Below are 25794 nucleotides of genomic sequence, written 5' to 3' on the forward strand. Positions count from 1 at the left end.
GATTTCAAACTATAGATTAATCTGGAACGCGGTGTGCCAGCGCCGTTCAGCAGCAATGACGCGTTCGAGGTTGGCGGTCCAGGCGAACGATTTCGAGTATCGAGGCCACTCTCCGCGTAAGAAAAGCCGAAGTCGTTGTTTTACGGGTTCGAAATTTATGCGGGTTGCAATGTTGGAAATGATTTGTTCTCTATATGTTCCAGTTGGCGCGTTGGCCTTTTCTGGAAATCGGAGTTACAATCATGCAGATTCTAGGACCTAATCAGCTCGTCTTCGCCGATGGATCGACGCAGAAAGACCTGGCGTTGACGACATCGGGCGCTACCGGCTCGGTCGGCTTCACTGTCACCCAAATTCCCGCGCAGATCGCCTCTGTTCGCAAGACTGCAGCTTCGGCGCCGCTTGCGGTTGGCGCTACCCTGACGTCTGCTGAAGCGGCAAGCCTGGTTGTGACGCGCCCTGGTGGGACCGGAAGTTACGGGCCGACGATTCAGGCCTCGTCGGTCGTCGGGCTGAGGACGCGCGTGTTTGCGTCGGGCACCACGGCGCCTGCGTTCACGGTCGGCGATGCCACGTTCGTGCAGGCGATCAAGGACGGCAATATGTGGTTCCCGAATTTTCCGAGCGGCGGAACGGGGACGCTGACAGTCGACATGCTGTTCGACATCGGCACGGCGATGACCCTGGGCAAGGTCGTGGATTGGGTCATGAGCCTTAATTATGGCGGCCAAACCACTGACCAGTGGACCGGTATAACCGCAGTCGCCCTGGCAAGCACCGACGGGGTGACGATCGCGACGCTCGATGCCCTGACGATCACGCCTGACGCCGCCGATCAATTTGGTCAGAAGAAGCTGAACGGTACCGTAAGCGGCGCGACAAGCGGTCGGTGGGTCGGCATTCGTCTGCTTAACGTGCCGATCAAATATCCGTTTATCGTCAAGGCGCTTGGGGTGCAGGCGCAGACCGGCAGCGGTTCGATCCCGCTACTGGCGAACCCCGTCTATTTTGGCGTCCACGCGGTCGAAAGCTCGGGCTCGGGAGCGTCAATCTCCGCAAGTTCCGTGGTCGGTGTCAAGACCCGGGTCTTCCAGCCTGGCGGCTCGACGCCGGCGCTGAGCGATGGCGGCTCGGTCGGTGTCCGGGCGGTAAAGGACAATAATTACTGGATTCCGAACTATCCCGGCAGCGCAACCGGGCCGGTTACGGTTGATATGATCATGGACGTCGGCTCGGCCGTCACGCTCGGCCAGATTGGCGATTTCCTGATGAGTGTCGGTTATGGCGGTGAGACCAGCGATCGCTGGACGGGCATCACCGCAAAGGCGCTTGTCAGCACTGACGGCGTTACCGTGACCGCGCTCAACACGCTGACCATCGCGGACGGCGCGACCGAACCGTTCAGCAACAAGAAGATCAGCGGAGCGGTGACTGGTGCTTCTCCTGCGCGCTGGCTGGGGATCCGGCTCGAAAATGTCGCAACGTCTCTCTATCCATTGATTCTGGAGGGCTTTGGCGCACAATCGGGCGGCGCCGGTGCCGGCGCTACCGCCGACTTCACCGTGGCGATCGGCGACAGCTCAACCGACTTCGGCACGACGCAGCCCCCGACGGGAAGCATAACCGTCTACGGCGATCCCGGCACGCGTTTCCCCCTCGACATCTATCTGCCGAACTTGGTCGCCAGCTATACGCTGACCGTCCCCGCAGGGTTGTCACTCGTCGAACGGACATCGACGACGGTGACGACAGTGACGGGTTCAGCCTATCCGCTCGGCAACGCGACGGGGCCGTTCTCCCCGACCCAGACCGGCGGGGGGGCCACCAATGCCCAAATCGCGATCATCGGGTCCGGCAAGAGCTTCGACGGGACTTTCCTCAATCTGGCCGCAGGCACCTATCTCGCCAGTCCCGCGCTTGGATTGAATGTTCCGACCAGCCCCGACGCCAGCAAGACGCAGGCGCCGATGGGCATGACCCTCAAGTTCGTCGGCATCATCCCGGCCAACAGCTATGTTGTCGCTTCGGTCTATTCTTACGGCGAAGGAGGTATGACCCTGTTCGGCAACTCGACCGCGGGTACCGTCGTCATTCGCATCGAACGCAATGGCACGATACAGGAGTTCACGAGCAGCGCTGCCTTTTCGAACACGCAGTCCGAGGATGTCTCGGTCCGCTATACCGACAATACGAGCGGCGCGGGCGGGACGATCGTCTTTCTCCGGGCCGGCGTGCAAGTCGGTCCGGCGCAAACGACCACGATCAAGCCCCGTCTTACCGCCTCGGCGGCGATGGAGAGCAACGCGCTGACCGGGAACACCGCCGGGGGCACGGCGCTCAAGATCAGGAATCTTGGCTTCACATTGGATGTCCTCACGCCCAGCTACGGCTATGTCCCGGTCGGTTCGGGCGCTGCCTCGGCAACGCGCGTGCAGAATCTGTACGTGGACGCGACGGGCGTCTCGACACCCCAAGCTGCGAAAACCGTCACGTACCAGCCGAGCGGTGGAGCGGCGCAGGGCGTAGACGTTGTAGTTGGGCCGTTGGTGGTCGCCGCGGGATCCGCCTATCGTGCGGTGCTGGAGGATTGGTCGACGGGTGCTGCGGTCAGCCACGCCAATATTCTCGTCATGACCAAGCCCGCGCGCCAGAATTGCCGGTTTGAAGATGCGCAACTCTACAGCCTCCAGGCACCATGGACCGAATGTCTGCCGCAGGGCCCGGTGCCCGTGATCAACAACATCGCTTATTATTGCGAAGCGGTGCGCGTGGGCAGCTACGTCCAGTTCCAGTTCGGGTACGACTGGACGCCTGCCACCATGCCCAGCAATCCCTTTGGCGATCCGACCGGCAAGGAAAGCTACATGGTTCCGCACAAATGGCGGATCGAGGATAGCGCCGGCAACCTCATCGCGCGGGTCCAGCGTCCCGATGGCGGCGCGCTGAACGGCACTGATATCCCGCGCATCTTCGCGGGAAGCTATGACGGCAACGGTGCGGCAATCACCAACGCGACCAACAAATGGTACCCGCATGGCACCGTCCGTTCGGGTGTGATCTGGCGGTCCGGAACCCCGACTGCCTATACCCAGGCGGTCATTACCGCACAGCTGCCGAGATACGATCTGACCGTTCCTTACGCGATGCACACCGGCTACTCGAACAATGGCGGTGACTTGCGGATTCTTGGCAATGATCAGCTGAACGGCTTCGGCAACACGCGCGTCATGTCATATGAGCCGAGCAACTACGCAACGCTGACTCCGCAGGTCAACGTGACGCAGGACCCTTATCGCGCATCGCTCTATTCGGGGAATTCGCTCGCGGCGGTCGCGTCGACCTGGCTGCGGTATACGCCGTTCAATCAGATGGGACGTTCGCCGATCACCGGGCCCGGCGGCGTGCGTGACGATCGCGCGGCGATCGCCGAGCCGGTTGCGCAATATATGTATGACATCACGGCCAGCAGGCCGCATGATGCGAAACCCTATGGAGTAATCGCGCTCGATTTCATCACTGGCTATGTCAGCGATCCGTATCACTGCTTCGAGGCGGGACGCTGCGTGCCATTGTTCAAGGGTGCCAATGCGACGCGGGTCATTACGTTGCGCAACCACTATTATGGACCCGGAGAAGCCTCGACACCGGCAGATCGCGCCTATTACATCCAGGGCGGTCCCACCTACACATTGGTCGCGTCGCAGAACCCCTTCCGAACCTATGTGCCATCAAAGGGCTCGGCGGCCGACAAGCCCTATTTCGGCACCAACGAGATCGATGCGGCCCACGCGCACCAATTTCCGCACTGGGGTTCGATGCTTTGGCAATCGCCGGAGTTTGCCTTTCTGGGCCACAAGATGTGGGATCAGGATCGGCTCTACTGGAATATCATCATCGCCGAGCCGTCGGCAACGCGGTGGGCCGAGCGGGACGGGGCGTGGCAGTTTCTCCATGCGGCGCTCGCCTGGAAGACGGCCTCCTCCAACTCCGACCGTCTCTATAGCCGGGCTGAGGTGATCGCCTTCGTCAGGCAGGACTTCGAATGGTTCAGCGACAATCACAAGACCTCGACGCCGGGCTTCGATAACCCGCCAACCAATGTCTATACTGGCGGACAGACCGACACCGCCAAAGTAGCTTATGCCGGTGCGTCCCGCTTCGGCGTGATGTTCCCTGTTGGCCCGGGCTTCGGCCAGCATGACTTCTTCGCCGGTTATTGGCTGACGGCCCTGTCGATCGGGGAAAAGCTCGGCTTCAATGCCGCGGTGCGTGCGGCATCGACGAAAGCGGGCGCCGTGCTCGACTTCCTGATCGCCAGGCACAGGCAACGGGTCGTCGGCCGAATCAATCAGGCACCGCGCGCCAATCCAGGCGGTGGCGCAGACTATGAGTTCGTGATCTGGACACAGGCAGCGATCGCGGCTGCGAGCGGCACGGTCGCGTCACTGCCGCAAAACTACGCGGCGGTTGCGATGCAGAACGGGAACGGGCCGACATGGGACAAGATCATCGTGAGCGGCTCCACGATCGATCGCGACGGCCAGGGCCTCGACCAGTTGATTGCCGGGCCATCGCAACTCAAATATCAACTTGGCCTGTCCGGGTCGGATATCGATACGGCCCAGTCGACGGTTACCGGGTGGCGTAACCAAAAAAAGAGCGAGCAGGCAGCACTCGGTGTCAATGCAGGATCGAACTGGTTCAAATATCTGAACGCGATCAATAATCCCGCCATCAGCTAATATATCTCATATGTGGAACGGCAGGGCCGATGCTTCGCAAGGAGCATCGGCCCTGTGCCATCAGGCATGGCCACTTGTCGGGAGATATTGCGATTAGGAATTTTTCAAGCGCCGGCTCCTAGGACAGCCCTATGCTCTACGGGGGTCATGTTCGGCGAACTTTCGCACTGGGGCTGCTACTGGGGCTTACCGCCCTGGCGCTTGCCGGAATGACTGGCGGATTGTCGCGCAGCTTCCTCGATCCCGATGAATCCGCGCACTATGTCAACACGCTCTTCATCGCCGATTGGCTGCGCGCCGGCTTGCCAGCGCCGATGACCTTCGCGCGGGACTTTTACGCGCACTTTCCCAAGCTTTCGATCGGTCATTGGCCGCCGGGCTGGTATGCGCTGCTCGCACCGTCATTCGCGATCATGCGGCCCTCACCATTCGGCGCCGCAATGATAAGCGCGTTCATTGCCGGTCTGCCGGCCGTTCTGACTGGCTGGGGACTGTTCCGGTCGGGCGCACCGCGCCTCGCCATCGCCGCGGCTTTCGTCGTCCTGTTACTGCCGCTGACGGTGGAAAGCGCGCGCTATTTCCTGCTTGACCAGCCAGTGGCGCTTATCGTCGGCTTTGCCGCGATCGCCTGGCTTGCCGCTGCTGAACATCCCTCCTGGAGGCGCTACGCGCTGTTCGGCGCGCTCGCGGTCTTCGCCACCCTGGTCAAGGGCAATGGCACGCTGGTCGTGCTCATTCCCGCGATCGAGATCGGCCTGTCGCGACGATGGAGGCTGCTTGCGGACAAGCGGCTCTGGACCGTTGGGGCGATCACCTTTCTCCTGATCCTGCCTTGGTATCTGATCTCCTTCCGTATCTCGGCCGGCGGCTTCAACTACCAGCCGGGATTCGCCTATGCATGGGCCTCGCTTGCGACCAATTGCACGGCGGTCAGAGACAATATCGGCTGGGTAGGGCTGCTCCTCGCGTCGCTCGGGGCGATCCATGATTGGCGGGATCCCCGTTCGGGGCCGGTCGTTAGAATCGCTCTTGCTACGATCCTGGCGACGCTGATCTTCCAGGCCGGCGTCCCGGTCGCGCTGGCAGATCGCTATATTCTGCCGTTGTTGCCATGGTGCGTCCTTCTGGCGTCGCTGGGTGTCCGAGCGCTGTGGAACGTTCATGGCCTGGGACGTCTTGCCGCGGCAGCAAGCGTTGCCGTCGCTTTCATTGTGCCGATCACGACCTTGATGCATGCGACCGTCAAGCCTGATCTAGGGGCTCCGGCGATTGCGCAAGCAATGGTCAATAGGCCGGGCGTCTGGCTGGTCGACGGCCGCGCGGGCGGTGAGGGCGCGGTGATCGCCGCCGCTGCCTATGCCGATGGCGGCCGACGCCGCATCTGGGTTGCGCGCGCCTCGCAATGGCTGTCTACCAGTGACTTCATGGGGCGGGGGTACGCGCTGACCGCACGATCGCCGCGCGAAGCGAGCGCCATACTGGACCGGCTCGGTGTGCGCGGTGTCGTTCTTGTCGGCGAACGGAGCAAGCTCGCTTACCCGCACAGCGCTGTTCTCCAGCAAGCCCTTCGTCGATCGGCGTTTCATGGAAACACACGCCCATTCGCCGCCGGTCGTGGTGCTACCCTCGTCGCCGCGCGGGACGCGCCGGTGCTTGCACGCCCAGACCTGCTCGCTGCCGGTAGCGGCTCGCATAATTTTTCGATGATGACCGCCGGGACGCGATAAAGAGTCTGAACCAGTCAGATCGGTTTGGAAGCTCCCCACGGGTATTCCTGGGAAAGCCAGATGCGCATTCTCACAGCTCAGTTCTGACTTTCCACAATTCGGGAAACAATACCGTGTCGAGCATGCGGCGGAGATAGGATACACCGCCCGTCCCGCCAGTCCCCGCCTTCAAACCAATGACGCGTTCAACGGTGGTGACATGGTTGAATCGCCATCGGCGGAAATAGTCCTCGAGATCGATGAGCTTTTCGGCCAGTTCGTAAAGCGCCCAATGTTCCGCCGGGGCGCGGTAGATTCGCGCCCAGGCCGCAAGGACCTGCGGATTCTCCTGCCGTGAGCCGCGCCAGTCGGTCCGTTCAGCATCCGAGCCAATGTCGAAACCAGTCCGTGCCAGCAAGCGAAGCGTTTCATCGTACAGGCTCGGCGTGGCAAGGATCGCCTCCAGGAGCGCGGTGATGTTTTCCCGATGGGCATGTGGCTTGAGCATCGCCAGGTTGCGGTTGCCGAGCAGGAACTCGATCGCGCGATATTGATGCGATTGGAAGCCGGACGACTGGCCGAGTGAATCCCGGAAACTCGTATACTCGCTTGGCGTCATCGTCCGCAGGACGTCCCACGCGCTATTCAATTGCTCAAAGATGCGCGAGACTCGTGCGAGCATCTTGAACGCGGGTTGGAGATGATCATCGCGGATCGCCGCGATCGCTGTGCGGAGCTCATGAATTGCCAGTTTCATCCACAGTTCGGATGTCTGGTGCTGGACAATGAACAGCAGTTCGTCGTGCGCATCAGACAGGGGCGACTGGGCGTCGAAGATGAGGTCGAGACGGAGATAATCGCCGTAGGACATGCGTCCGTCAAAAGACATCTCTGCTCCTTCGACTGCCGGATTGTAGGGGCAACCGCTCATGTGACGAGTCCTTTTGTCGTATATTCGGGCGAATCCCACAGGCGGCGGTCGATGACGTCGACCAGGACGTCGACAGCGCCGATGATATCGCGCTTGTCGATGTAGAGTGGGGTCAGGCCAAATCGCAGGATGTCGGGAGCGCGAAAGTCGCCGATCACACCGCGGGCGATGAGCGCCTGCATGACCGCATATCCATCCGGGTGACGGAACGACACCTGGCTGCCGCGCCGGGTGCCGTCGCGCGGCGACGCGAGCACAAGATCAGGACAGCGGCTTTCGACTTCGGCGATGAACAGTTCGGCCAGGTCAAGCGAAGCCGTGCGGATCGCCGCCATATCGACGCCCTCCCAGACATCGAGCGCGGCGTCGAGCGCGGCGAGCGCCAGGATCGGCGGGGTCCCGACGCGCATGCGCTCGATGCCCGCGCCGGGACGATAGGACAGATCGAATGCGAAGGGGGCTTCATGCCCCATCCAGCCCGACAGCGCCGGCCGCGCCTGGTCGGCGAACCGGGGCGCCACATAGATGAAGGCGGGGGAGCCCGGGCCCCCGTTCAGATATTTGTAGGTGCAGCCGATCGCAAAGTCCGTGTCGGCACCGGTGACATCGACCGGCAGCGCGCCTGCGGAATGTGCGAGATCCCAAACCACCAGCGCGCCCGCCGCGTGCGCCTTGTGGATGAGGGCGGGCATGTCGTGTCGCCGGCCCGTTCGATAATCGACTTCGGTCAGCAAAAGAACGGCGACCGTCTCGTCGATTGCCGCTCCGACATCTTCGGGCGCAACGATGCTCAGCTCATAATCGCGCTGGAGCGAGGCCAGCAGCCCCTCTGCCATGTAGATATCGGACGGGAAGTTGCCGCTGTCAGTGAGGACGACCCGCCGTTCCGGGTTCAACTCGAGCGCCGAAGCGAGTGCCTGATAGACTTTGACCGACAGCGTATCTCCCATCACGACGCTACCGGTTGGTGCGCCGATCAGGCGGCCGATCCGATCGCCGATCCGCCGCGGCATGGTCATCCAGTCGGCTTCATTCCAGGCGCGAATCAACCGATCACCCCATTCGGCATTCACGGTATCGAGCAACCGGCGTTCGACGCCGCGTGGCAGCGGGCCCAGCGAATTGCCGTCGAGATAGATGATGCCCTCGGGAAGCTTGAACAGGCCACGGGTCGTTGCAAAGTCAGTCAAGGTCTTGTCTCCACGGGTGCCTGGCGCAGCGCAAAACGCTGGATCTTGCCGGTCGCGGTCTTCGGCAGCGCATCGAGAAAAGCGATTTCGCGCGGATATTTATAAGGAGCGATCGCCGCCTTGACATGATCCTGGAGCGCTTTCGCCAAGCTCGGGTCAGCCGTACATCCCTCCGCCACGACGATGAAGGCTTTCACCTTCATGCCGCGCTCTATGCAGGGTACGCCGATCACCGCGCACTCCAGCACGGCCGGATGCCCATACAGCGCCTTTTCCACCTCGGGCGCGCCGATATTGTAGCCGCTGGAGACGATCATGTCGTCCGAGCGCGCTACGAAATGAAAATAGCCGTCCTCATCGCGACGATAGGTATCGCCGGTGACGTTCCAGCCATCGATGACATAGTCAGCTTGGCGTGGGTCATTAAGATAGCGGCAACCGGTCGGGCCCTTCACAGCAAGTCGTCCTGTTCCTATTGGCATCGTGTGGCCTGCCTGATCGAGGATCGTCACCTCGTACCCGGGGACCGCGCGGCCGGTCGCACCGGGGCGATTGTCGGTGCCGGCCGCCGAAACAAAGATGTGCATCATCTCCGTCGCGCCGAGGCCGTTGACGATTTCCAGGCCAGTCGCATCGCGCCACGCATGCCACACCGCCTCGGGAAGGTGCTCGCCGGCTGAAACACAGAGGCGCAGCGATGACGGGATGTGCGATATGATTCCCAGCATCGCCTTGTAGGCAGTCGGGGCCGTGGCGAGGATCGTGACGCCAAACCGCTCGATGGTCTCCAAAAGGCCTTGCGGGGAGGATTGTTCGGCCGTGACCGCGACGCCGCCGAAGCGCAGTGGGAAGATCAACTGCATGCCGAGGCCGAACGTGAAGGCGATCGGCGCCGAGCACAACCAGCGATCCTGCGCGGTGGGCGCGATGATGTGCCGGGCAAAACTATCCGCGGGCGCAAGAATGTCGCGATGGAACTGAACACAGCCCTTGGGCTTGCCCGTCGTGCCGGAGGTAAAGGCGATGAGCGCGGGGTCGTCGCGGTGTGTCGCGATCGGCTCGAACCCGGGCACGACGGTGGCCATCCGCGCTTCGACGTCGCCCGTGCCGGCATCGCCATCATAGATCAGGCAGGAGCGGAGCGTTGGTGCATTTGCCTGCGCCGCCTGGAAATCGCTCAGGCCGCGACGATCGACGATCGCATGCGTGATTTGCGCACGATCGAGGATCGTCACGATCTCGCTTGCGCGCAGGATCGGCATCGTCGCCACGACCACGCCACCAGCCTTGAGAACGCCGAGCCACGCGGTGAACATCAGCGCCGTATTGGGCCCGCGCAACAATACGCGATTGCCCGGTACCAGACCTTCTTGTTCGACCAGAATGCGGGCGATCGCATCCGAGCGCTCTCGCAACTGGCCATAGGTCCAGCTGCCCGTTTCGTTGATGATCGCCACCGCGTGGGGATCATGACCTTCAAGCAGGGCGACCGCCGCGTTAAGGTGATCGGGATAATGAAGCTCGGGCAGATCGAACCGGAATTCCGGCTGTAGTGACGATGGCGGCAGCCGGTCACGAACGAACGTGTCGACATGCGCCGTGATCATTGCTTGGGCACCACCGCGGTGGTTTCGATCTCGAGCTTCGCCCTTCGTTCGATCAGTCCGGCAACGATGACCACGGCCATGGCCGGGAAATTTCGTCCCAGCATCTCACGATAGACCGCACCGATCTCGCGCCCCGCCGCGAGATATTCGTCGCGGTCCGTAATGTACCAGGTCATGCGGACGATATGCTCGGGACCCGCGCCGGCTTCGGCCAGGATGGCGAGCGTGTTGACGATCACCTGGCGGAACTGGCCGACAAAGTCCTCCGCCTCGATGACCTCTTCGGCATTCCAGCCGATCACTCCGGCCGTGAAAACCATCCGGCCTGTCGCGGCGATGCCGTTGGCATATCCCCTGGGGCGAACCCAGGCAGGGGGGTGCAGGATATCATGGACACTCACAGCATCGTCTCCTCGACACGGGCACGCCAGTCGGCCGGCCAGGGCAGCGAGCGCATCGCGCCCAGCTCGACCAGCACCTGGGTATAATGCGTGGATAACCGGTGCTCGCCGGCACAGGACATGGCGAGCGCGAGATCGATCGAGCTGGTGCCGATCCGTTCGACGGTGAGCGCGAAATCGAGCCAGTCGCCCAGCCGGCTGGGGCTGGCGAACTGGACCCGCATATCGACCGTGGGCAATCCGCGGCCCAGCTCGAGATGAAGGATACGGCGCGGCACGCCGATGACCTGCTCGGTCCAGTCCTCGATGACAGCATCGGCGAGTTCGAGCAGCCGCGGATAATAAGCGATCCCGGCGGCGTCGCAGTGCGCGAAGCGAAGGCGGTGCCGTGCCGAGAAAGCATGACTCACGGCCGGAACGCCTTGAGATGCTCGCGGGCGATAACCACGCGCTGGACTTCGGACGCGCCTTCATAGATGCGCAATGCGCGAACCTCGCGATAGAGCGCCTCTACCGCTACCCCGACCGTCACGCCCATGCCGCCGAACAGCTGCACCGCCTTGTCGATCACGTGCTGCGCGCTGTCGGTCGCATGGAGCTTGGCAAGGGCTGCCTCGCGCGTGTTGCGGACCTGCTTGACGTCGCGGAGCCAACCGGCCCGATAGATGAGCAGCGCCGAGGTATCGATGTCGAGCACCATCTCGGCGAGTGACGCCTGGGTCACGGCATTGTCGGCGAGAACGCCGTCGCCGAGCCGGCGGGTCAGCGCGCGTTCGGTAGCTTCGTCGAGCGCGCGGCGCGCAAAGCCGAGCGCGGCGGCGCCGACGGTGGTGCGGAAGATGTCGAGCGTCGCCATCGCCTGGGCGAAGCCGCGGCCGCGTTCGCCAAGCAGTGCATTGGCGTCAAGTCGGACATCATAGAAGCGCAAGGTTGCCAATGGGTGCGGTGCGATGACCTCGATCCGCTCACTCGCGTCGAGGCCTGCGACACCGGCATCGACGATGAAGGTCGAGACACCCCTGGCGCCGGGCGCCTCGCCGGTGCGTGCGAACAGGACGTAATAGTCTGCGATGCCGCCGTTGGAGATATAGGTCTTGGCGCCATTGAGCGTGTAACCATCGCCGTCCTCGACTGCCGTCATCTCCATCGACGCGACGTCGGAGCCGGAAGCCGGTTCGGTCAGCGCGAAGGCGGCGATCTTTTCGCCGCGCGACACAGCCGGCAGATAGGCCTGCTTCTGTGTCTCGGTGCCGAACAGGGTGATGGTGCCGGAGCCGAGCCCCTGCATCGCAAAGACGAAATCGGCGAGCCCCGAATGGCGCGCGAGCGTCTCGCGGATCAGCGCCAGCGAGCGCACGTCGAGCCCCTCCAGCGCGCCACCATAAGCAGCAGGAACGCAGTAGCGCAGCCAGCCGCCATCGCCGAGCTTGCGCACCAGCGCACGGCACTCAGCATCGACGTCGCCGCCATGGTGCGCCTGGATGTTTTCACTGCACCAGGCATCGAGCTCCTCGCCGAGCGTGCGGTGCGCCGGCTCGAAGAACGGCCAGTCCAGAAAAGCGCGGTCGGCCATTCAATTACCCTCGAATACCGGCGAACGTTTCTCGGCAAAGGCCTCGAACGCGCGCCGGAAATCCTGGGTCGCCATGCACAGCGCTTGCGCCTGAGCTTCCATCTCGATCGCTATGTCGATGCTGACCGCCCATTCGGTGGCGAGTTGGGTCTTGGTGATGCCGTGGGCGAAGGTCGGCCCGCTCGCCAGCGACGCCGCCAGTATCCGTGCCTCGCTCATCAGCGCGGCGCGTTCGACCAGCCGGTTGTGGAACCCCCAGCGCTCTCCTTCGCTCGCCGACATGACGCGGCCGGTGAACAGCAGTTCGGATGCGCGGCCTTGCCCGATGATGCGTGGTAGGATGGCGCAGGCCCCCATGTCGCAACCGGCGAGGCCGACGCGGGTGAAGAGGAAGGCGGTCTTGGTCTCGGGTGTCGCCAGCCGCATGTCGGACGCCATCGCCATGATCGCACCGGCACCGACGCAAACCCCATCGAGAGCGGCGATGATGGGTTGGGGGCACCCGCGCATGGCCTTGACCAGATCGCCCGTCATACGCGTGAAGGCGAGCAACTGTGGCATCGCCATTCCGGTCAGTGGACCGATGATCTCATGGACGTCGCCGCCCGATGAAAAATTGTCGCCCGCGCCTGTCACGATCACGACCTTGACCTCATCGGCATAGACGAGCGCGCGAAAGGTGTCGCGCAGCTCGGCATAGCTCTCGAACGTCAGCGGGTTCTTGCGCTCGGGCCGGTTGAGCGTGACGGTCGCGACACCGTCGGCGAATTCCCAGCCGAAATGCGTGGGGGTGAAGCTGGCCGGGTTCATGGCTGTTCCTTTCGCGTCGCCTCGCCGAGCGAGGATTTGAGATGGCCGAGCGCGGCATAGAGCGCGTCGCCTTCGTCAGAGGTCAGGCTGGCGAAGAGATCGTCGATCCAGCCATGATGGGCGGCGGCCATGTCGTTGAAATGCGCCCGCCCGGCATCGCTCAGGCTGACCACTGACGATCTTTTGTCGGTGGGATGCGGGGTAGTGACGACTAGGTCGTCGCGGCGAAGCGACTGGACGATCGCGGTGACGTTGCCATTGGCGACGAGGAGGGCCCGCGACAGCTCGCTCATCGTCATGCCATCGACGCTGCGGTCGAGGGCCGCGAGCACGTCGAACCGCGGCAGGGTACTGGCGAACTCCGCACCCAGCCTGCGCTGGACCAGCTTCTCGATCGTCATCGTGCAGCTGAGCAGGCGCAGCCAGATGCGCACGCTGGCGCGGTCGTCGAGCGCGCCTTCATGCTTTTCGATGATGGCGGGTTTCGCCGTCATGCGGTCTCTCCGCCCGACACCGAAATAGCCTGGCCGGTGATCGAGGCGCTGCCGGGCTGGCACAGCCACAATACCGTGTCGGCGACCTCGCGCGGCTGGATCAGCCGGGCCTGCGGATTGAAGCGCGTCAGTTCGGTCACCGCCTCTTCGGGGCTGCGGCCGGTCGTGCTCCCGATTTTCGCCACGGCATCGGCGACGATGGCCGTGTCAGTGAAGCCGGGACATACGGCATTCACCGTGATCCTGGTCTTCGCCAGTTCGAGTGCGAGCGCGCGGGTCAGGCCGATGGCACCGTGCTTCGCTGCGACATAAGGCGCGGTATAGGCGTATCCGCGCAGGCCGGCCGTCGAGGCGATTGTCACGATCCTGCCCGCGACTGCCGCCTTGAGATCGGGCAGGGCCGCCTGGCAGCAATGGAACAGCGCATCGAGATTGACCGCCATGACCCGTCGCCAATCGTCTTCGGCGACCCGACCGAAAGGCGCGCTGGCGGCGATACCGGCATTGTTGACGAGGATCGCGATCGGACCGTGCGCCGCGCGTGCGGTTTCGAACGCGCGATCGACCTCCGCGCGAACCGATACGTCGGCGGGCGCGATGCAGGCGCTGGGGATTTGGCCAGCGACCTCTTCGAGCTTGGCGCGGCGCCGCCCGATCAGGCTCAGATTGGCACCCTGGTCAGCCAGTGCGCGGGCGATTTCGGCACCGATCCCCGTGCCGCCGCCGGTGACCACGGCGTGGAGCCCTGCCAGCTGAGTCATGCGCGCGCCTCCATTTCCGCGGCACGCGCGAGATTGCGCGCAAGCTGGGCCTGGCCGGCGAGATAAGGCGGGGGCACGAAGATATCGCGATGGCCCGCGGCAGCGGCGGCGCGCAGCGTCCACATCGGATCGATCAAATGGGGCCGGGCAAGCGCGACCAAATCGGCGCGTCCCGCAGCCAGGATCGAATTGACGTGATCGGGCTCGAAGATGTTGCCCACCGCCATCGTCGCGACGCCCGCTTCGTTGCGGACCCGATCGGCGAACGGCGTCTGGAACATGCGGCCATAGACTGGCCTGGCATCCGCCCAGGTCTGGCCGGCCGACACGTCGATCAGGTCCGCGCCGGCAGCCGCAAAGGCGCGCGCGATCTCGACGGCTTCGTCCGGCGTCACGCCGTCCTCTCCCGCCCAGTCATTGGCCGAGATGCGCACTGACATCGGGCGGTCGGCCGGCCATGCGGCGCGCATCGCGGCGAAGACCTCGAGCGGAAAGCGCAGCCGGTTTTCGAGCGGCCCGCCATATTCATCGCAGCGCTTGTTCATCAGCGGCGTGATGAAACTCGAGATCAGATAGCCATGCGCGGCGTGGAGCTCGATCATGTCGAAGCCGGCGTCCACGGCCATGTGGGTCGCCGCGACAAAGGCGTCGCGCACGGTATCCATATCGGCGCGGGTCATCGCGCGTGGCGCCTGGTTTGCTGCGCTCCATGGCACGCCGGAGGCTGAGAGCAGCGGCCAGTTTCCCGTCTCGAGCGGAACATCATAGCCTTCCCAGCCGACCCTGGTCGAACCCTTGGGACCGGCATGGCCGAGCTGGAGGCAGATTTTCGCTGCGCTGTTGGCGTGGACGAAGTCGACGATTCTGCGCCAGCCGGCGACGTGGTCGGGCGCGTACATGCCGGGACAGCCTGGCGTGATCCGGCCATCGGCGGAAACACAGGTCATCTCCGTATAGACGAGGCCAGCGCCGCCCTGCGCCCGAGAGCCGTAGTGGACGAGATGGAAATCGCCCGGCGTGCCGTCAGCGGCCGAATAGGTCGCCATTGGCGAGACGACCACGCGGTTGGCCAGCGTCATCCCGCGCAGATGATAGGGCACGAACATCGGCGCCAGGGCGTCATTCGTGCCGCCCGCGAACCAGCGCTCGACGCTCTCCAGCCAGGCACGGTCGCGCAACCGCAGATTCTCGTGGCTGACGCGCTGCGATCGGGTCAGCAGCGAATAAGCGAACTGGATGGGCTCGAACCCGAAATAGCGGTCGAGCGTCTCGAACCATTCAGTCGAATTGCGGGCCGAATTCTGTAGCTTGAGCACCTCGACGGTGCGCTCCGCCTGATATTCGATGAGCCCCTGGTCGCGCGACAGGCCGGGCCGGTTGAGCACCTCGGCCAGCTTGATCGCGTCCTCCAGCGCGAGCTTGGTGCCCGATCCGATCGAAAAATGCGCGGTGTGCGCCGCGTCGCCCATCAGGATCAGCTTGTCGTACGCCCAGGCATCGCACAGCACGCGCGGGAAATTGATCCAGGCGGCCGATCCGCGCAGATGCGCGGCATTGGTCATCAGCGCATGGCCATCGAGGTGGCGGGCGAAGATCTTCTCGCACAGCGCGATTGCCTCGGGTTGTTCCATCTCACCGAACCGGAGCTTTTCCCAGGTATCGGGCGCGCACTCGACGATAAAGGTCGAGAGATCGTCAGAGAAGCGATAGGCATGAGCCCAGACCCAGCCAGCCTTGGTCTGTTCGAAGGCGAAGGTGAAGGCGTCGAAGGTCTTGTGCGTGCCAAGCCAGATGAACTTGTTGCGCCGGACGTCGATATCGACCCGGAAATGTTCGGCATAGCGCTTGCGGAAACGGCTGTTCAGGCCGTCGGCGGCGATGACCAGATCATAACCGGCATAGTCTGCGAGGTCGTCGCTCGATTCATGTTCGAAATGGAGCACGACGCCGAGTGCTCGCGCCCGATCCTGCAGGATCTGGAGCAGCCGCTTGCGGCCGATCCCGATGAAGCCGTGGCCCGACGAGCGGATCGACTCGCCGCCGATCGACACCTCGATATCGTCCCAATGAGCGAATTCGCTGGCGATGATACGGCCGCTCACCGCGTCGTTCGCCATGAGATTCTCGACGGTCTGATGCGAGAATACGACGCCCCAGCCGAACGTGTCGCCGGCCCGATTGCGCTCGAACACGTCTATCTCATGCGCCGGATCGCGGAGCTTCATCGAGATTGCGAAATAGAGTCCCGCCGGTCCGCCGCCGACACATGCGATGCGCATCGATCTCTCTCCAAACTATTTCAAGCTTGAAGCAAATCGTGCGACCTTGCAAGTTTGGTCTTTCGAAACGGGAGGAGCGCTGACTGACCGCTTTCGTACCGCTCGAGTGGCAGTATCCTTTCCTCATCGACGTCCGCCTGGCGAGGTGGAGTAGATGATCCGGATGCGCGGCAAGCCGATCGCGACGATAACAGTTATGGCTCGGCGGTGAAGGGCTTCAGTGCGAGGCGCAGCGCCGCTTGGTAGCGCGTCAGGTCGTAATCCGGGTCGGCCATCTCGGCGAATTGGGCAGTGAGCACCATCATGCTGAGAAGCGTGAGCACGGTATCCACATCTGCATCGGGGCGAAGGCGCCCATGGTGTTTCGCCGACAGCACGATCTTTCGGAGCGCATCGCTACTGACCTGCCAGTGGCGGCGCCCCTTTTTCGCCATGTGGGAATCCCCGCGCATTCGGGTATAAATTTCCCAAATATATGATTCGTTGTCGTCAGACTCCAGTTGAATGGAAACGAAATCATCGTGCAGGAAGTGATCCAGGGCATCAGGGCGGTTTAATAATTCTTCACCCCTCTGCTCTATTCTTGCAGTATGTGCGTCAATCAGGGCGTCGAGTATCTCGGATTTGCTTTTGAAATAATAATATAGATGGCCGGGGCTGATATTAAGCTTGCCGCATATGTCGTCTATCTTTGCCTCTTTGATGCCCTTTTCGGAAAAGCAGATGCCGGCCGCCGCCAGAATCTCCGAGCGACGCGCCGCAGCCTTCTTGGTGGGACCGGTCATATCATCTCCTAAAAAATAGGTTCGATACTCTAAAACCGCTTGACAGCAGGAGCCAGCGATAAATAGTAGAGTCCTTACTCTAAAAAATAAGAAATCGATCCTGAGGAGGGGGACTGTATGAATCCAGCTCGCCGCGTGGCCCTGATGGCCACTTGTTCGTTGGCTTTGGCTGCATCATTTGGCGCCGAGGCTCAGGCTCAGGCTCAGGCTCAGGCTCAGGCCCTGGCTGGCGCGTCGGAGGCGCCCGCGCCAGGCCCGGTCACTGAAGGTCCTGCCGCGCAGGAAGGAGTGCCGGAGCAGGACATTGTCGTTACCGCCAACAAGCGCACCGAGCGCCTGATGGACGTGCCGGCATCAGTCACCGCGATCAACGCCGAAGCGCTGGTAGGCCGTGGGGCGAACGGGTTTGAGGATTACGCGGCGAAATCACCCGGCCTGAACATCAACAATGCGTCGGCCAGCGGCGGGCTGAATCAGATTTCCATCCGTGGCGTGACCACCGGCGGCGGCGGAAACCCCACGGTGGGCTTCTACATCGATGACGCTCCGTTTGGCTCTAGCACCAACCTTGGCGGTGGCGCGATATTCGCGCCGGACCTCGACCCTTCCGACCTTACCCGGATTGAAGTGCTGCGCGGTCCGCAGGGGACGCTCTACGGGGCGGGCAGCATGGGCGGGCTCGTTAAATTCGTGACCCAGGCGCCGAATTACGAACAGTTCAGCGGTCGCATTCAGGTCGACGGAAATCAGATCGACGGCGGCGGGACAGGCTATGGTGTGCGGGTGGCCGCGAATATACCGCTCGGCGGCAATCTTGGCTTGCGGGTCAGTGGCTTCAATCGCTGGGATCCAGGCTTCATTGATGATGCGGCTCGCGATGCGCGCAATGTAAACGGCGCCCGCTTCACCGGTGGCCGGGCGTCGCTGGGCTGGCGCGTGAACGAGGACTGGACCGTTCGCGCATCGGCTCTCATCCAACATCAGAGCGGGCGCGGCACGCCGACAGAGGACTTTGATCTCGCCACCGGCAAGCTCCTGTACGGTGATCTGCGTCAGGTGCGTGCGCCGGGCACGGGCGCCACTCGGGCGACCTATAATCTCTACGATGTCCGCATCGAAGGTCATCTGGGCGCGGCGGACCTTGTATCGGCGACAAGCTATGGAAAGCTGACGTCGCGGATCAACACCGACGCCACGCCGCTCTACGGACCGATGCTGAGCGAGGCGCTCGGGCTGCCCGGGCTCGGGGCGGCGATCCAGGGCCAGTCGGGTTTGAACAAGGTCACGCAGGAATTGCGCCTGAGCTCGCCTTCCGGCCAGCGCTTCGCCTGGCAGGTCGGGCTGTTCTATACGCACGAAAGCTCGATGGTAACTCAGGAACTGCCGCTTTTCATGGCGGCGACCGGTGGTCCGCTACCCGTCAGCTTGCCGGCCGCGCTCAAGGTTTCGGTTCCGTCGACATACAGCGAGATTGCCGTATTCGGTGATGCCACCTATCGCTTCAGTTCCCGGTTCGATCTCATGGCTGGCCTGCGTTACAGCCGAAACCGCCAGTCGGCGGACCAGGGCACGCAGGGGTTCCTGATCGGGCCGCCGAGCACGACGCACCTTGCTTCTCGTGATGCCTCGGTGACGTTTCTCGTTACGCCGCGCTTCCACCTCAGCGACAATACGATGGTCTATCTGCGCGTGGCGTCGGGCTATCGGCCGGGGGGTCCGAACATCGTCGTGACCGACGTTCCCAACAGCTACAAGCCGGACACGCTGACCAATTATGAGGCGGGATTGAAGATCGACCTGTTCCATCGGCTTCTCAGCCTGGAAGCATCGGCGTTCTATATCGACTGGAAAGATGTTCAACTGCTCCAGATATCCCCGCTGGGTACGAGTTATTACAGCAATGCGGGCAAGGCTTCGAGCAAGGGAGTGGAGGTTTCCTTCTCACTGCGTCCGGCGCGCGGCTTCGTCGTTGATGGAAATCTCAGCTACATCGATGCGACGCTTGGTCGGTCACTGCCGCTCCCGACGGTCGGCATGAAAGGCGACGCGCTGCCGTTCACGCCGCGCTGGAGCGGCCAGGTCAGTGCTGAATATCAGTTCCCGCTGGGGGATGCGTGGACTGCCACGGCCGGCTCCGATCTACGATACGTGGGCAATCGACAATCCAGCTTCGCCGAGGAGGCTGGCCAGCCTCGGTTCCAGTTGCCGGCTTATGACGTGGTCGATCTGCACGCGGGCGTTCGCAAGGGCGGTCTGTCACTCAACTTCTATCTCAAGAATGTCGGGAACACGATTGGCCAGGCGAACGGATTTATCCTTGGCCCGATCGTCGAGGTGTCGGTGATCCGTCCTCGCACCTTCGGTTTCTCGATCGCCCAGACCTTCTGATCGCGGCTCCCGGTCGCGTCCCTTCAATCGAGAGATGTCCATGAAACACCTGCCTGCTCTCGCATCGGCCCTGGCCTTGGCATTCACGTCCCAGGTCGAGGCTCAGACGGTCATTCACGCGGGGCACTTGCTCGCCGAGCCAGGGCAGCCGGTGAGCGATCGCCAGTCGATCATCATCAAGGATGGACGGATCGTCGCCATAAAGAACGGGTATGTCGATGGCGAGCGGGTGATCGATCTTTCTAACGACTGGGTGATGCCCGGCCTGATCGACATGCACACACATGTGTCGATCACGATGGACATCGACTTGCCCAATCCGGCGGCTGACATGCTGCCGGCGGTACTGGGGCGGCCGGCGCAGCGCGTCCTTGCGACGATACCGCGCGCGCAAGCCATTTTGCGCAATGGTTTCACTACTATCCGCAATCTGGGTGATCCCGCCAACGTCACCTATGATCTCAGGAACGCCATCAATGCCGGGATCGTGGCCGGTCCGCGCATCATCGCGGATGAACCGATGTTCGGCGTATCCGGCGGAGACTATGATGCGAGCGCTTTCGGAGCGCGTGCCGATCTGGAGCCGTTGTTCCGCAGTCACGGTACCTGCACGGGGGCGATCGATTGTGCGCGGGCGGTGCGGGAAGAAGTTCGCCGCGGGGCGGACGTCATCAAGCTTCGGCTGGCGGCGCAAACATCCGATCCGAAAAGCGGGCCGATGGAAACCCCCGAAGAAATCCAGGCCATCGTTACGACCGCCCACCGCCTCAATCGGAAAGTAGCTGTCCATTCCGCGGGCTCCGACGTCGCCAACGAAATCGCCATCGATGCGGGAGCCGATACCATCGAGCATGGCCCGCTCAGCGATCGCAACATCGCCGGCATGATGTCGCGTCGCACTGCCTACACGGCGACGATGATGGCGGCAAAGATGGCGGAAGGGAAATTGGGCGTCGAAGGCGGCTATTATTCCCAGGTCGCCGGCAGCGTCCGCAAGGCTTATCGGGCCGGCGTGCCGATCCTGTTCGGCTCTGACCTGCCAGTCGTCCCTATTGCACGCGTCGCCGAAGAATTCGTCTTGCTCAATGAGGCGGGCCTTACCCCGGCTGACGCCCTGAAGACAGCCACGGTCAATGCTGCCCGGGCCTTGGGCAGGGAGAGCGAGATCGGCTCGATCGTGCCAGGCAAGGCCGCCGATATCATCGCTGTGGCGCACGATCCGCTCAAGGACCTGCGGGAGATGGGCAAGGTCACCTTCGTCATGAAGGGTGGTCAGGTGATCCGGGATGATTCGTCGAAGGCGCCATGAGTGGGCGCTGATCCGCCGCTGATCCGATCCCATAAGATGGAAACCTCCGACATGCGCTCAAATCCAATGTTTACAAGCACGCGGCGTCAGGCGTTGCTGGGATTCGGCGCCCTTGGTGCGGAAGCCGTGCTGGCTTCAGGCAGTGCCAAGGCCGCTCAGCCAGTTTCCGGTATGCCCGACCTTGATGGCATGGTTGGCTTGGCGATGCGGGCGTTTGGTACGCCCGGGCTGTCGATCGCGCTGATCTCCCCCGGCAGCGAACCGATTCTTCGTGGCTATGGCGTGCGCGGGTTGGGCAAGGCGGCACCGGTCGATCCGGGCACCGTCTTTGCCATAGCCTCCAATAGCAAGGCCTTCACGGCGGCGGCGCTGGCCCTTCTGGTGGATGAGGGGCGGCTCGACTGGGACGACCCGGTCGGCAATCATTTGCCCGGCTTTCGCCTGTACGATGCCTATGCCAGCCAGCAGATGACGGTGGCGGATCTTTTGACCCACCGCAGTGGCCTGGGTCTGGGGCAGGGCGATCTGCTCTTCTGGCCGGGCGGGAAGCGCACGGCCGCCGAAGTCGTGCGGCAGTTACGGTATCTGAAGCCCGCGACAAGTTTTCGCGCGAACTTCGCCTATGACAATGTTCTTTATATCGCGGCGGGGGAGCTGATCCGGTCTGTATCGGGACTGAGCTGGGAAACGTTCGTTCAGCAGCGGCTCCTGTCTCCCATGGAAATGCAGGATTCCGCGCCGGACCAGAGCCTCCTGACCACATCCAATCGCGCGGCCACCCATGCGCGGATCGATGGGCCGGTGCGGGGCACCGGGCGGATGCAGATCATCAGCCCGCTGAACGTGCCGGGCTCCGCCGTTCCGGATCCGTCCAACGCAGCCGGAGGCATCTACGCCAGCGCGCGTGACATGGCGCGTTGGTTGCAGGTCCAGCTCGCTCGCGGCAAAACACCTGACGGCAAGCGGCTGTGGAGCGAGGAGGGCGCATCGCAGATGTGGCGCCCGCGCACCCTCGTCAGCGCTTCCGCGACGCCGCCGGCGCGCGACGGCGATCCGCATTTTCTCCTTTATGCCTTGGGATGGGGTTTGCAGGATCACGGCGGCACCCCGTTCCTGGCCCATTCCGGCGGGATCGAAGGGGCGGCGTCCCGGGTGGTGCTCGTGCCGGAACTGGGTGTCGGCTTCGCAATTCTGACGAATGCCGAGGAGCAGGGTTGCCACATGTCGATCGCCGGCATGCTGTTGGATCACTATACCGCGCGGACGCCGACGGATTGGATCGCGGCATGGAAGGCGAAGGGAGCCAGTTCGCAGGCGGCGGCGCTCAAGGCGATTGAGGCCGCGCAGAATATCCGCGCTACTGGTGGGGCGGCTTCTCTGCCGCTTGCCGCCTACGCGGGAATCTATCGGGACGATTGGTATGGCAAGATCGTCATCGCACCGGCGGGCGCGGGGCTGGCGATTGATTTCACCCGCAATGCCGGCATGCGGGGGCGGCTGGAACATTGGTCGCGAGATACATTTCGTACGCGTTTCGACAATCCAGTGATCGAAAACGCCTACGTCACCTTTGCTTTGAACGAAGATGGTTCGGTGGACTGTGTCAAGATGCGGGCCATCTCTCCCATGGCTGATTTCAGCTACGACTATCAAGATATTCTATTGACGCGCGTCAATGATGCTCAAAGATAAAGATGTAATCTATATTATGATATATTTATATTCCTTAGTGTCATGTCGCGCTATTTAGAGTGCTCTGTGAGGAGGAGCTCCTCCGACTTCAGTCGGATACAGACTATGGGCTATTGGACCGGTTGTCACACGACATTCCATCATCGCTATCATCTTGTCTGGCTACCGAAATATCGGTTCAAGGTGCTGCGCGGCGAGGTTCGCTTGCGGGGTCCGTGAGATTATCCGGCAAGTCTGCGCCGAAATGGGCGTGAGGATCATCAACGGCGCCTTGTCGAGCGACCACGTTCATATGTTCGTCGAAATCCCACCGCACATCTCGGTCAGCGACTTCGTGCGCCGCGCCAAGGGACGCTCGTCGCGCAAAATCCAGCAGGAGTTCGAGCATATCCGCAAGCGCTACTGGGGGCAGCGATTCTGGCAGCGAGGCTATTCAACCATCTCCGGTAACATCACAGACGATTTCATCATGCGGCATCTCGACAAACACACCCACCAGGAAGGCTTCAGCCAATCCCAATGATCCTACCGGCGTCAGCCGGTCAGTCTTTCAGACGTGTCCGTTCATGCATGTGAAAAGACAGCAGCTTTCGGGATCGCCGCTGCGTCAATGAACGACGACATTTGGGTGCGTGGCTGACGCCCCAGCAGGTCGGTAAGTAAACGTCGGTTCCTGACCAGTTTCAGCCATCCTTCCACCGAATGCAGCACGGTGCCGGTCACCTATCAGCGGCGGCATCACGATCGAACAGCCAATAACTTTCGCGGCAGCTATCGCCGGCGCACAGAATCGGTATCAATGCGGGGTCGCACCTGCTCAGTTCACCGACCTCTACCATCCGGACCCGATCAAGTGGCGATCCTCCACCAAGCAGGAATCAACAATGCAAGACAATGCTCCGATCGATATTCCGACCGCGATGTTGAATGCCATCACCAGCTTCCTTGGCCAGGGAACCGTCGATTTCCCTCCGTTTCGGTTTTACTTTGGCCCTACGGGTTTTGCCCCAGCCCCAGCCCAGCGGTTATACATTCCATCAGGACCTGAACCAGTCGGGGGGTGGCATTTTTTGTGGGTAACGCCGCTGCCGGGGTACGAAGACGCCGTCATTCCCAACGGGGTTCCTAACGAGGAATACGTCACTCTCTCTCCCCTTGGGAGTCCATGCTGGCAGATCCACAAGCGCTATCTGATGCCGCCCGGCAGCACGCCGCCGAACGACTGTTTCCTCATCAACCCCACCATGCCGGACGCGAACCCGACCTATGCATTGCTGCTGAAAAAGAACTTCCTCGACGTTCCCGGATTTCCCGTTGCCGCACCTACCTTCGATCCCACTTTCAGCGTCGGTCAGGAAACATCCCCCGGGATCCAGAACGTCAGTATCCTCTTCGATGGATCGGCGACAGGCGATGCCCCTTGGAACTGGAACGGATCGTTCCGCTTCCTCGCCAACGAGGCCTATTGGGTGTGCACGAGCACAAATTCGACGCCCGAGGGAGGCAGTGAATCCGTCACGCTGTCGGTCGGCTGCTCAACCGATGACTATCAGCGCTTCTACGACGATCGCAAAATCACCGTGAGTGTCGATGCTGGCGTCATCGCCAAGATGTTCGATTTCGGGGTGTCCGAGGATATGTCGAACGAGATGTCGATGACCGTGATCTGAACCGCGCCGGGTCTGCCGGAGGCCTTGGGTTGTGAGTCACGCTGCCATATCGAGGTTGCTTGCGGCAGCATAATATTGATCTTCGGCTTCGGCAGGCGGGATGTTGCCGATAGGCTCCAGCAGCCGGCGATGGTTGAACCAGTCGACCCATTCGAGCGTGGCGTATTCGACGGCTTCGAAGCTGCGCCACGGCCCGCGCCTGTGGATCACCTCAGCCTTGTAGAGGCCGTTGATCGTCTCGGCCAAAGCGTTGTCATAGCTGTCACCGACGCTGCCGACCGAGGGTTCGATCCCGGCCTCGGCGAGGCGCTCGGTGTATTTGATGGACACGTATTGCGAGCCCCGATCGCTGTGATGGATGAGGCCGCCCCGATGGGCCGGCCGGCGATCGTGAAGCGCCTGCTCCAGGGCATCGAGGACGAAGCTGGCATGCGCCGTCCTGCTGGCCCGCCAGCCGACGATCCGCCTGGCGTAGGTATCGATGACGAAGGCGACGTAGACGAACCCCGCCCAGGTCGCGACATAGGTAAAGTCCGACACCCACAGCATGTTCGGCGCTGGCGCGTAGAACCTGCGATTGACGTGATCGAGCGGGCACGGCGCCGCTTTGTCACTGATGGTCGTGCGCACCGGCTTGCCCCGGATCACCCCTGCCAGGCCCATCTCGCGCATCAGCCGTTGCACGGTGCAGCGCGCTATCGGAAAGCCCTCCCGCATCATATGCCGCCAGACCTTGCGTACGCCGTAGACCGCGAAGTTCTCGGCAAATACGCGCGCGATCTCCGGCTTCAAGGCGACATCGCGCTGCGCCCGCGCCGACAGGCGTGTCGGATCCTGTCGCTGCGCGACGCGCTCGTGATAGGTGGATGGGGCGATCGGCAGAACGCGGCAGATCGGCTCGACCCCATAGGCATCGCGGTGATCGTCAATGAAAGCGATCATCGCCGGAACGGGCGGTCGAGCTCCGCCTGCGCAAAATATGCCGACGCCTTGCGCAGAATCTCGTTGGCCTGCCGCAGCTCACGGACCTCGCGCTCCAGCGCCTTCACCTTGTCGGCAACCTCGGTCGGGACGCCCGCCCGCTTGCCGCTGTTCACCTCGGCCTTCTTCACCCACTCCAGCAGCGTGTGGCCTGAACAACCGATCTTCTCGGCAATGGATATGATCGCTGCCCATCGCGACGGGTGATCGTGCTCGTGATCCAGCACCATCCGTACCGCTCGCTCGCGGACCTCAGGTGCAAACTTGTTCGTCGTCTTGCTCATACAGGCTCCACCTTCTCAGGAGTTGGAGCCTCCGGCAAACCCGGAGCGGTTCAGCGCGCGAATGGACGCTCATAGTACAAGGGAATCGCGAAGCAGCGCGATACCCATCGTAGCAGTCGCGGTTCGATCGGCTTGCGGTACTTGCAGTAATGTTGCACTCATTCCCCGGGGGAAACGCCAAGCGCTCTTTA

19 protein-coding genes, 1 pseudogene and 1 other annotated feature are annotated in these 25794 nt (G+C 62.5%); of the genes and pseudogenes, 7 read left to right on the plus strand and 13 right to left on the minus strand.

What is annotated here, in order from left to right; genetic code table 11:
• Positions 1-242: 242 nt before the first annotated feature.
• Positions 243-4742, plus strand: coding sequence for a hypothetical protein (locus NDN01_RS06475; protein ID WP_272626549.1), 4500 nt, complete (start codon positions 243-245; stop codon positions 4740-4742).
• 131 nt (positions 4743-4873) lie between these two features.
• Positions 4874-6469, plus strand: coding sequence for an ArnT family glycosyltransferase (locus NDN01_RS06480; protein ID WP_272626550.1), 1596 nt, complete (start codon positions 4874-4876; stop codon positions 6467-6469).
• A gap of 70 nt (positions 6470-6539) precedes the next feature.
• On the opposite strand, the gene kynA is transcribed toward NDN01_RS06480, so the two are convergent.
• The 11 genes from kynA to NDN01_RS06535 all read right to left on the minus strand — a co-directional run bounded on the left by kynA (position 6540) and on the right by NDN01_RS06535 (position 17279).
• Positions 6540-7337 (minus strand): tryptophan 2,3-dioxygenase, encoded by a 798-nt coding sequence (kynA, locus tag NDN01_RS06485; RefSeq protein ID WP_272626551.1) that lies wholly within the window; start codon positions 7335-7337, stop codon positions 6540-6542.
• Between the two features lie 38 nt (positions 7338-7375).
• Positions 7376-8569: a kynureninase gene (kynU, locus tag NDN01_RS06490; protein ID WP_272626552.1), complete on the minus strand. Its 1194-nt coding sequence runs from the start codon at positions 8567-8569 to the stop codon at positions 7376-7378.
• The gene (locus tag NDN01_RS06495; protein ID WP_272626553.1) at positions 8566-10176 is read right to left on the minus strand and encodes an AMP-binding protein; all 1611 of its coding nucleotides are present in this window, start codon (positions 10174-10176) and stop codon (positions 8566-8568) included. The genes kynU and NDN01_RS06495 overlap by 4 nt, the downstream gene beginning before the upstream one ends.
• Positions 10173-10577, minus strand: a complete 405-nt coding sequence (locus NDN01_RS06500; RefSeq protein WP_272626554.1) for a RidA family protein — start codon at positions 10575-10577, stop codon at positions 10173-10175. Before NDN01_RS06500 ends, NDN01_RS06495 begins: the two co-directional genes overlap by 4 nt.
• Complete coding sequence (locus tag NDN01_RS06505; RefSeq protein ID WP_272626555.1) at positions 10574-10987, minus strand: acyl-CoA thioesterase; 414 nt, start codon at positions 10985-10987, stop codon at positions 10574-10576. Before NDN01_RS06505 ends, NDN01_RS06500 begins: the two co-directional genes overlap by 4 nt.
• Positions 10984-12150 carry an acyl-CoA dehydrogenase family protein gene (locus NDN01_RS06510; protein ID WP_272626556.1) on the minus strand — a complete coding sequence of 389 codons (1167 nt, stop codon included), beginning with the start codon at positions 12148-12150 and terminating at the stop codon, positions 10984-10986. The genes NDN01_RS06505 and NDN01_RS06510 overlap by 4 nt, the downstream gene beginning before the upstream one ends.
• On the minus strand, positions 12151-12960 hold the full coding sequence (locus NDN01_RS06515; RefSeq protein ID WP_272626557.1) for an enoyl-CoA hydratase family protein: 810 nt from the start codon (positions 12958-12960) through the stop codon (positions 12151-12153).
• Positions 12957-13454, minus strand: a complete 498-nt coding sequence (locus tag NDN01_RS06520) for a MarR family winged helix-turn-helix transcriptional regulator (RefSeq protein ID WP_272626558.1) — start codon at positions 13452-13454, stop codon at positions 12957-12959. The genes NDN01_RS06515 and NDN01_RS06520 overlap by 4 nt, the downstream gene beginning before the upstream one ends.
• Positions 13451-14215, minus strand: coding sequence for an SDR family NAD(P)-dependent oxidoreductase (locus NDN01_RS06525; protein WP_272626559.1), 765 nt, complete (start codon positions 14213-14215; stop codon positions 13451-13453). Before NDN01_RS06525 ends, NDN01_RS06520 begins: the two co-directional genes overlap by 4 nt.
• A complete protein-coding gene (locus NDN01_RS06530; protein WP_272626560.1) occupies positions 14212-16494 on the minus strand; it encodes a bifunctional salicylyl-CoA 5-hydroxylase/oxidoreductase in 2283 nt (760 codons plus the stop codon). The genes NDN01_RS06525 and NDN01_RS06530 overlap by 4 nt, the downstream gene beginning before the upstream one ends.
• Positions 16495-16688: 194 nt before the next feature.
• Complete coding sequence (locus NDN01_RS06535; RefSeq protein WP_272626561.1) at positions 16689-17279, minus strand: TetR/AcrR family transcriptional regulator; 591 nt, start codon at positions 17277-17279, stop codon at positions 16689-16691.
• A 165-nt stretch (positions 17280-17444) separates the two neighbouring features.
• Here NDN01_RS06535 and NDN01_RS06540 point away from each other — a divergent pair, with 165 nt between their 5' ends.
• The 4 genes and pseudogenes from NDN01_RS06540 to tnpA all read left to right on the plus strand — a co-directional run bounded on the left by NDN01_RS06540 (position 17445) and on the right by tnpA (position 23191).
• Positions 17445-19667, plus strand: coding sequence for a TonB-dependent receptor (locus NDN01_RS06540; RefSeq protein ID WP_272626562.1), 2223 nt, complete (start codon positions 17445-17447; stop codon positions 19665-19667).
• Between the two features lie 40 nt (positions 19668-19707).
• Entirely contained in the window at positions 19708-20976 is a 1269-nt protein-coding gene (locus NDN01_RS06545) for an amidohydrolase family protein (protein ID WP_272626563.1), read from the plus strand.
• Complete coding sequence (locus tag NDN01_RS06550; RefSeq protein ID WP_272626564.1) at positions 20977-22668, plus strand: serine hydrolase; 1692 nt, start codon at positions 20977-20979, stop codon at positions 22666-22668.
• Positions 22669-22773: 105 nt separating this feature from the next.
• A pseudogene (tnpA, locus tag NDN01_RS06555) lies at positions 22774-23191 on the plus strand (IS200/IS605 family transposase).
• 41 nt (positions 23192-23232) lie between these two features.
• On the opposite strand, the gene NDN01_RS06560 reads toward tnpA, so the two are convergent.
• On the minus strand, positions 23233-23391 hold the full coding sequence (locus NDN01_RS06560) for a hypothetical protein (protein ID WP_272626565.1): 159 nt from the start codon (positions 23389-23391) through the stop codon (positions 23233-23235).
• A 161-nt stretch (positions 23392-23552) separates the two neighbouring features.
• On the opposite strand from NDN01_RS06560, the gene NDN01_RS06565 reads away from it, so the two are divergent.
• Positions 23553-24338 carry a hypothetical protein gene (locus NDN01_RS06565; protein ID WP_272626566.1) on the plus strand — a complete coding sequence of 262 codons (786 nt, stop codon included), beginning with the start codon at positions 23553-23555 and terminating at the stop codon, positions 24336-24338.
• Between the two features lie 36 nt (positions 24339-24374).
• Here NDN01_RS06565 and NDN01_RS06570 read toward each other — a convergent pair.
• Positions 24375-25603, minus strand: a protein-coding gene (locus tag NDN01_RS06570) for an IS3 family transposase (protein ID WP_272624721.1) whose coding sequence is annotated in 2 segments (ribosomal slippage) — positions 24375-25315 and positions 25315-25603 — 1230 coding nt in all. Because the reading frame shifts where the segments join, the coding sequence is not laid out codon by codon here.
• Positions 25206-25322 (minus strand) — a sequence feature (AL1L pseudoknot). It overlaps the preceding gene by 117 nt.
• Positions 25604-25794 lie beyond the last annotated feature (191 nt).

This window comes from Sphingomonas sp. QA11, assembly GCF_028473665.1.
GTDB classification, from domain to species: Bacteria; Pseudomonadota; Alphaproteobacteria; order Sphingomonadales; family Sphingomonadaceae; genus Sphingomonas; species Sphingomonas phytovorans.

What these genes read in the sequence shown, in the direction of transcription:
- NDN01_RS06475 (WP_272626549.1), top strand. Translation starts at nt 243, where the DNA reads ATGCAGATTCTAGGACCTAATCAGCTCGTCTTCGCCGATGGATCGACG.
- NDN01_RS06480 (WP_272626550.1), top strand. Translation starts at nt 4,874, where the DNA reads ATGCTCTACGGGGGTCATGTTCGGCGAACTTTCGCACTGGGGCTGCTA.
- kynA (WP_272626551.1), bottom strand. Translation starts at nt 7,337, where the DNA reads ATGTCTTTTGACGGACGCATGTCCTACGGCGATTATCTCCGTCTCGAC.
- NDN01_RS06495 (WP_272626553.1), bottom strand. Translation starts at nt 10,176, where the DNA reads ATGATCACGGCGCATGTCGACACGTTCGTTCGTGACCGGCTGCCGCCA.
- NDN01_RS06510 (WP_272626556.1), bottom strand. Translation starts at nt 12,150, where the DNA reads ATGGCCGACCGCGCTTTTCTGGACTGGCCGTTCTTCGAGCCGGCGCAC.
- NDN01_RS06515 (WP_272626557.1), bottom strand. Translation starts at nt 12,960, where the DNA reads ATGAACCCGGCCAGCTTCACCCCCACGCATTTCGGCTGGGAATTCGCC.
- NDN01_RS06520 (WP_272626558.1), bottom strand. Translation starts at nt 13,454, where the DNA reads ATGACGGCGAAACCCGCCATCATCGAAAAGCATGAAGGCGCGCTCGAC.
- NDN01_RS06525 (WP_272626559.1), bottom strand. Translation starts at nt 14,215, where the DNA reads ATGACTCAGCTGGCAGGGCTCCACGCCGTGGTCACCGGCGGCGGCACG.
- NDN01_RS06530 (WP_272626560.1), bottom strand. Translation starts at nt 16,494, where the DNA reads ATGCGCATCGCATGTGTCGGCGGCGGACCGGCGGGACTCTATTTCGCA.
- NDN01_RS06535 (WP_272626561.1), bottom strand. Translation starts at nt 17,279, where the DNA reads ATGACCGGTCCCACCAAGAAGGCTGCGGCGCGTCGCTCGGAGATTCTG.
- NDN01_RS06545 (WP_272626563.1), top strand. Translation starts at nt 19,708, where the DNA reads ATGAAACACCTGCCTGCTCTCGCATCGGCCCTGGCCTTGGCATTCACG.
- NDN01_RS06565 (WP_272626566.1), top strand. Translation starts at nt 23,553, where the DNA reads ATGCAAGACAATGCTCCGATCGATATTCCGACCGCGATGTTGAATGCC.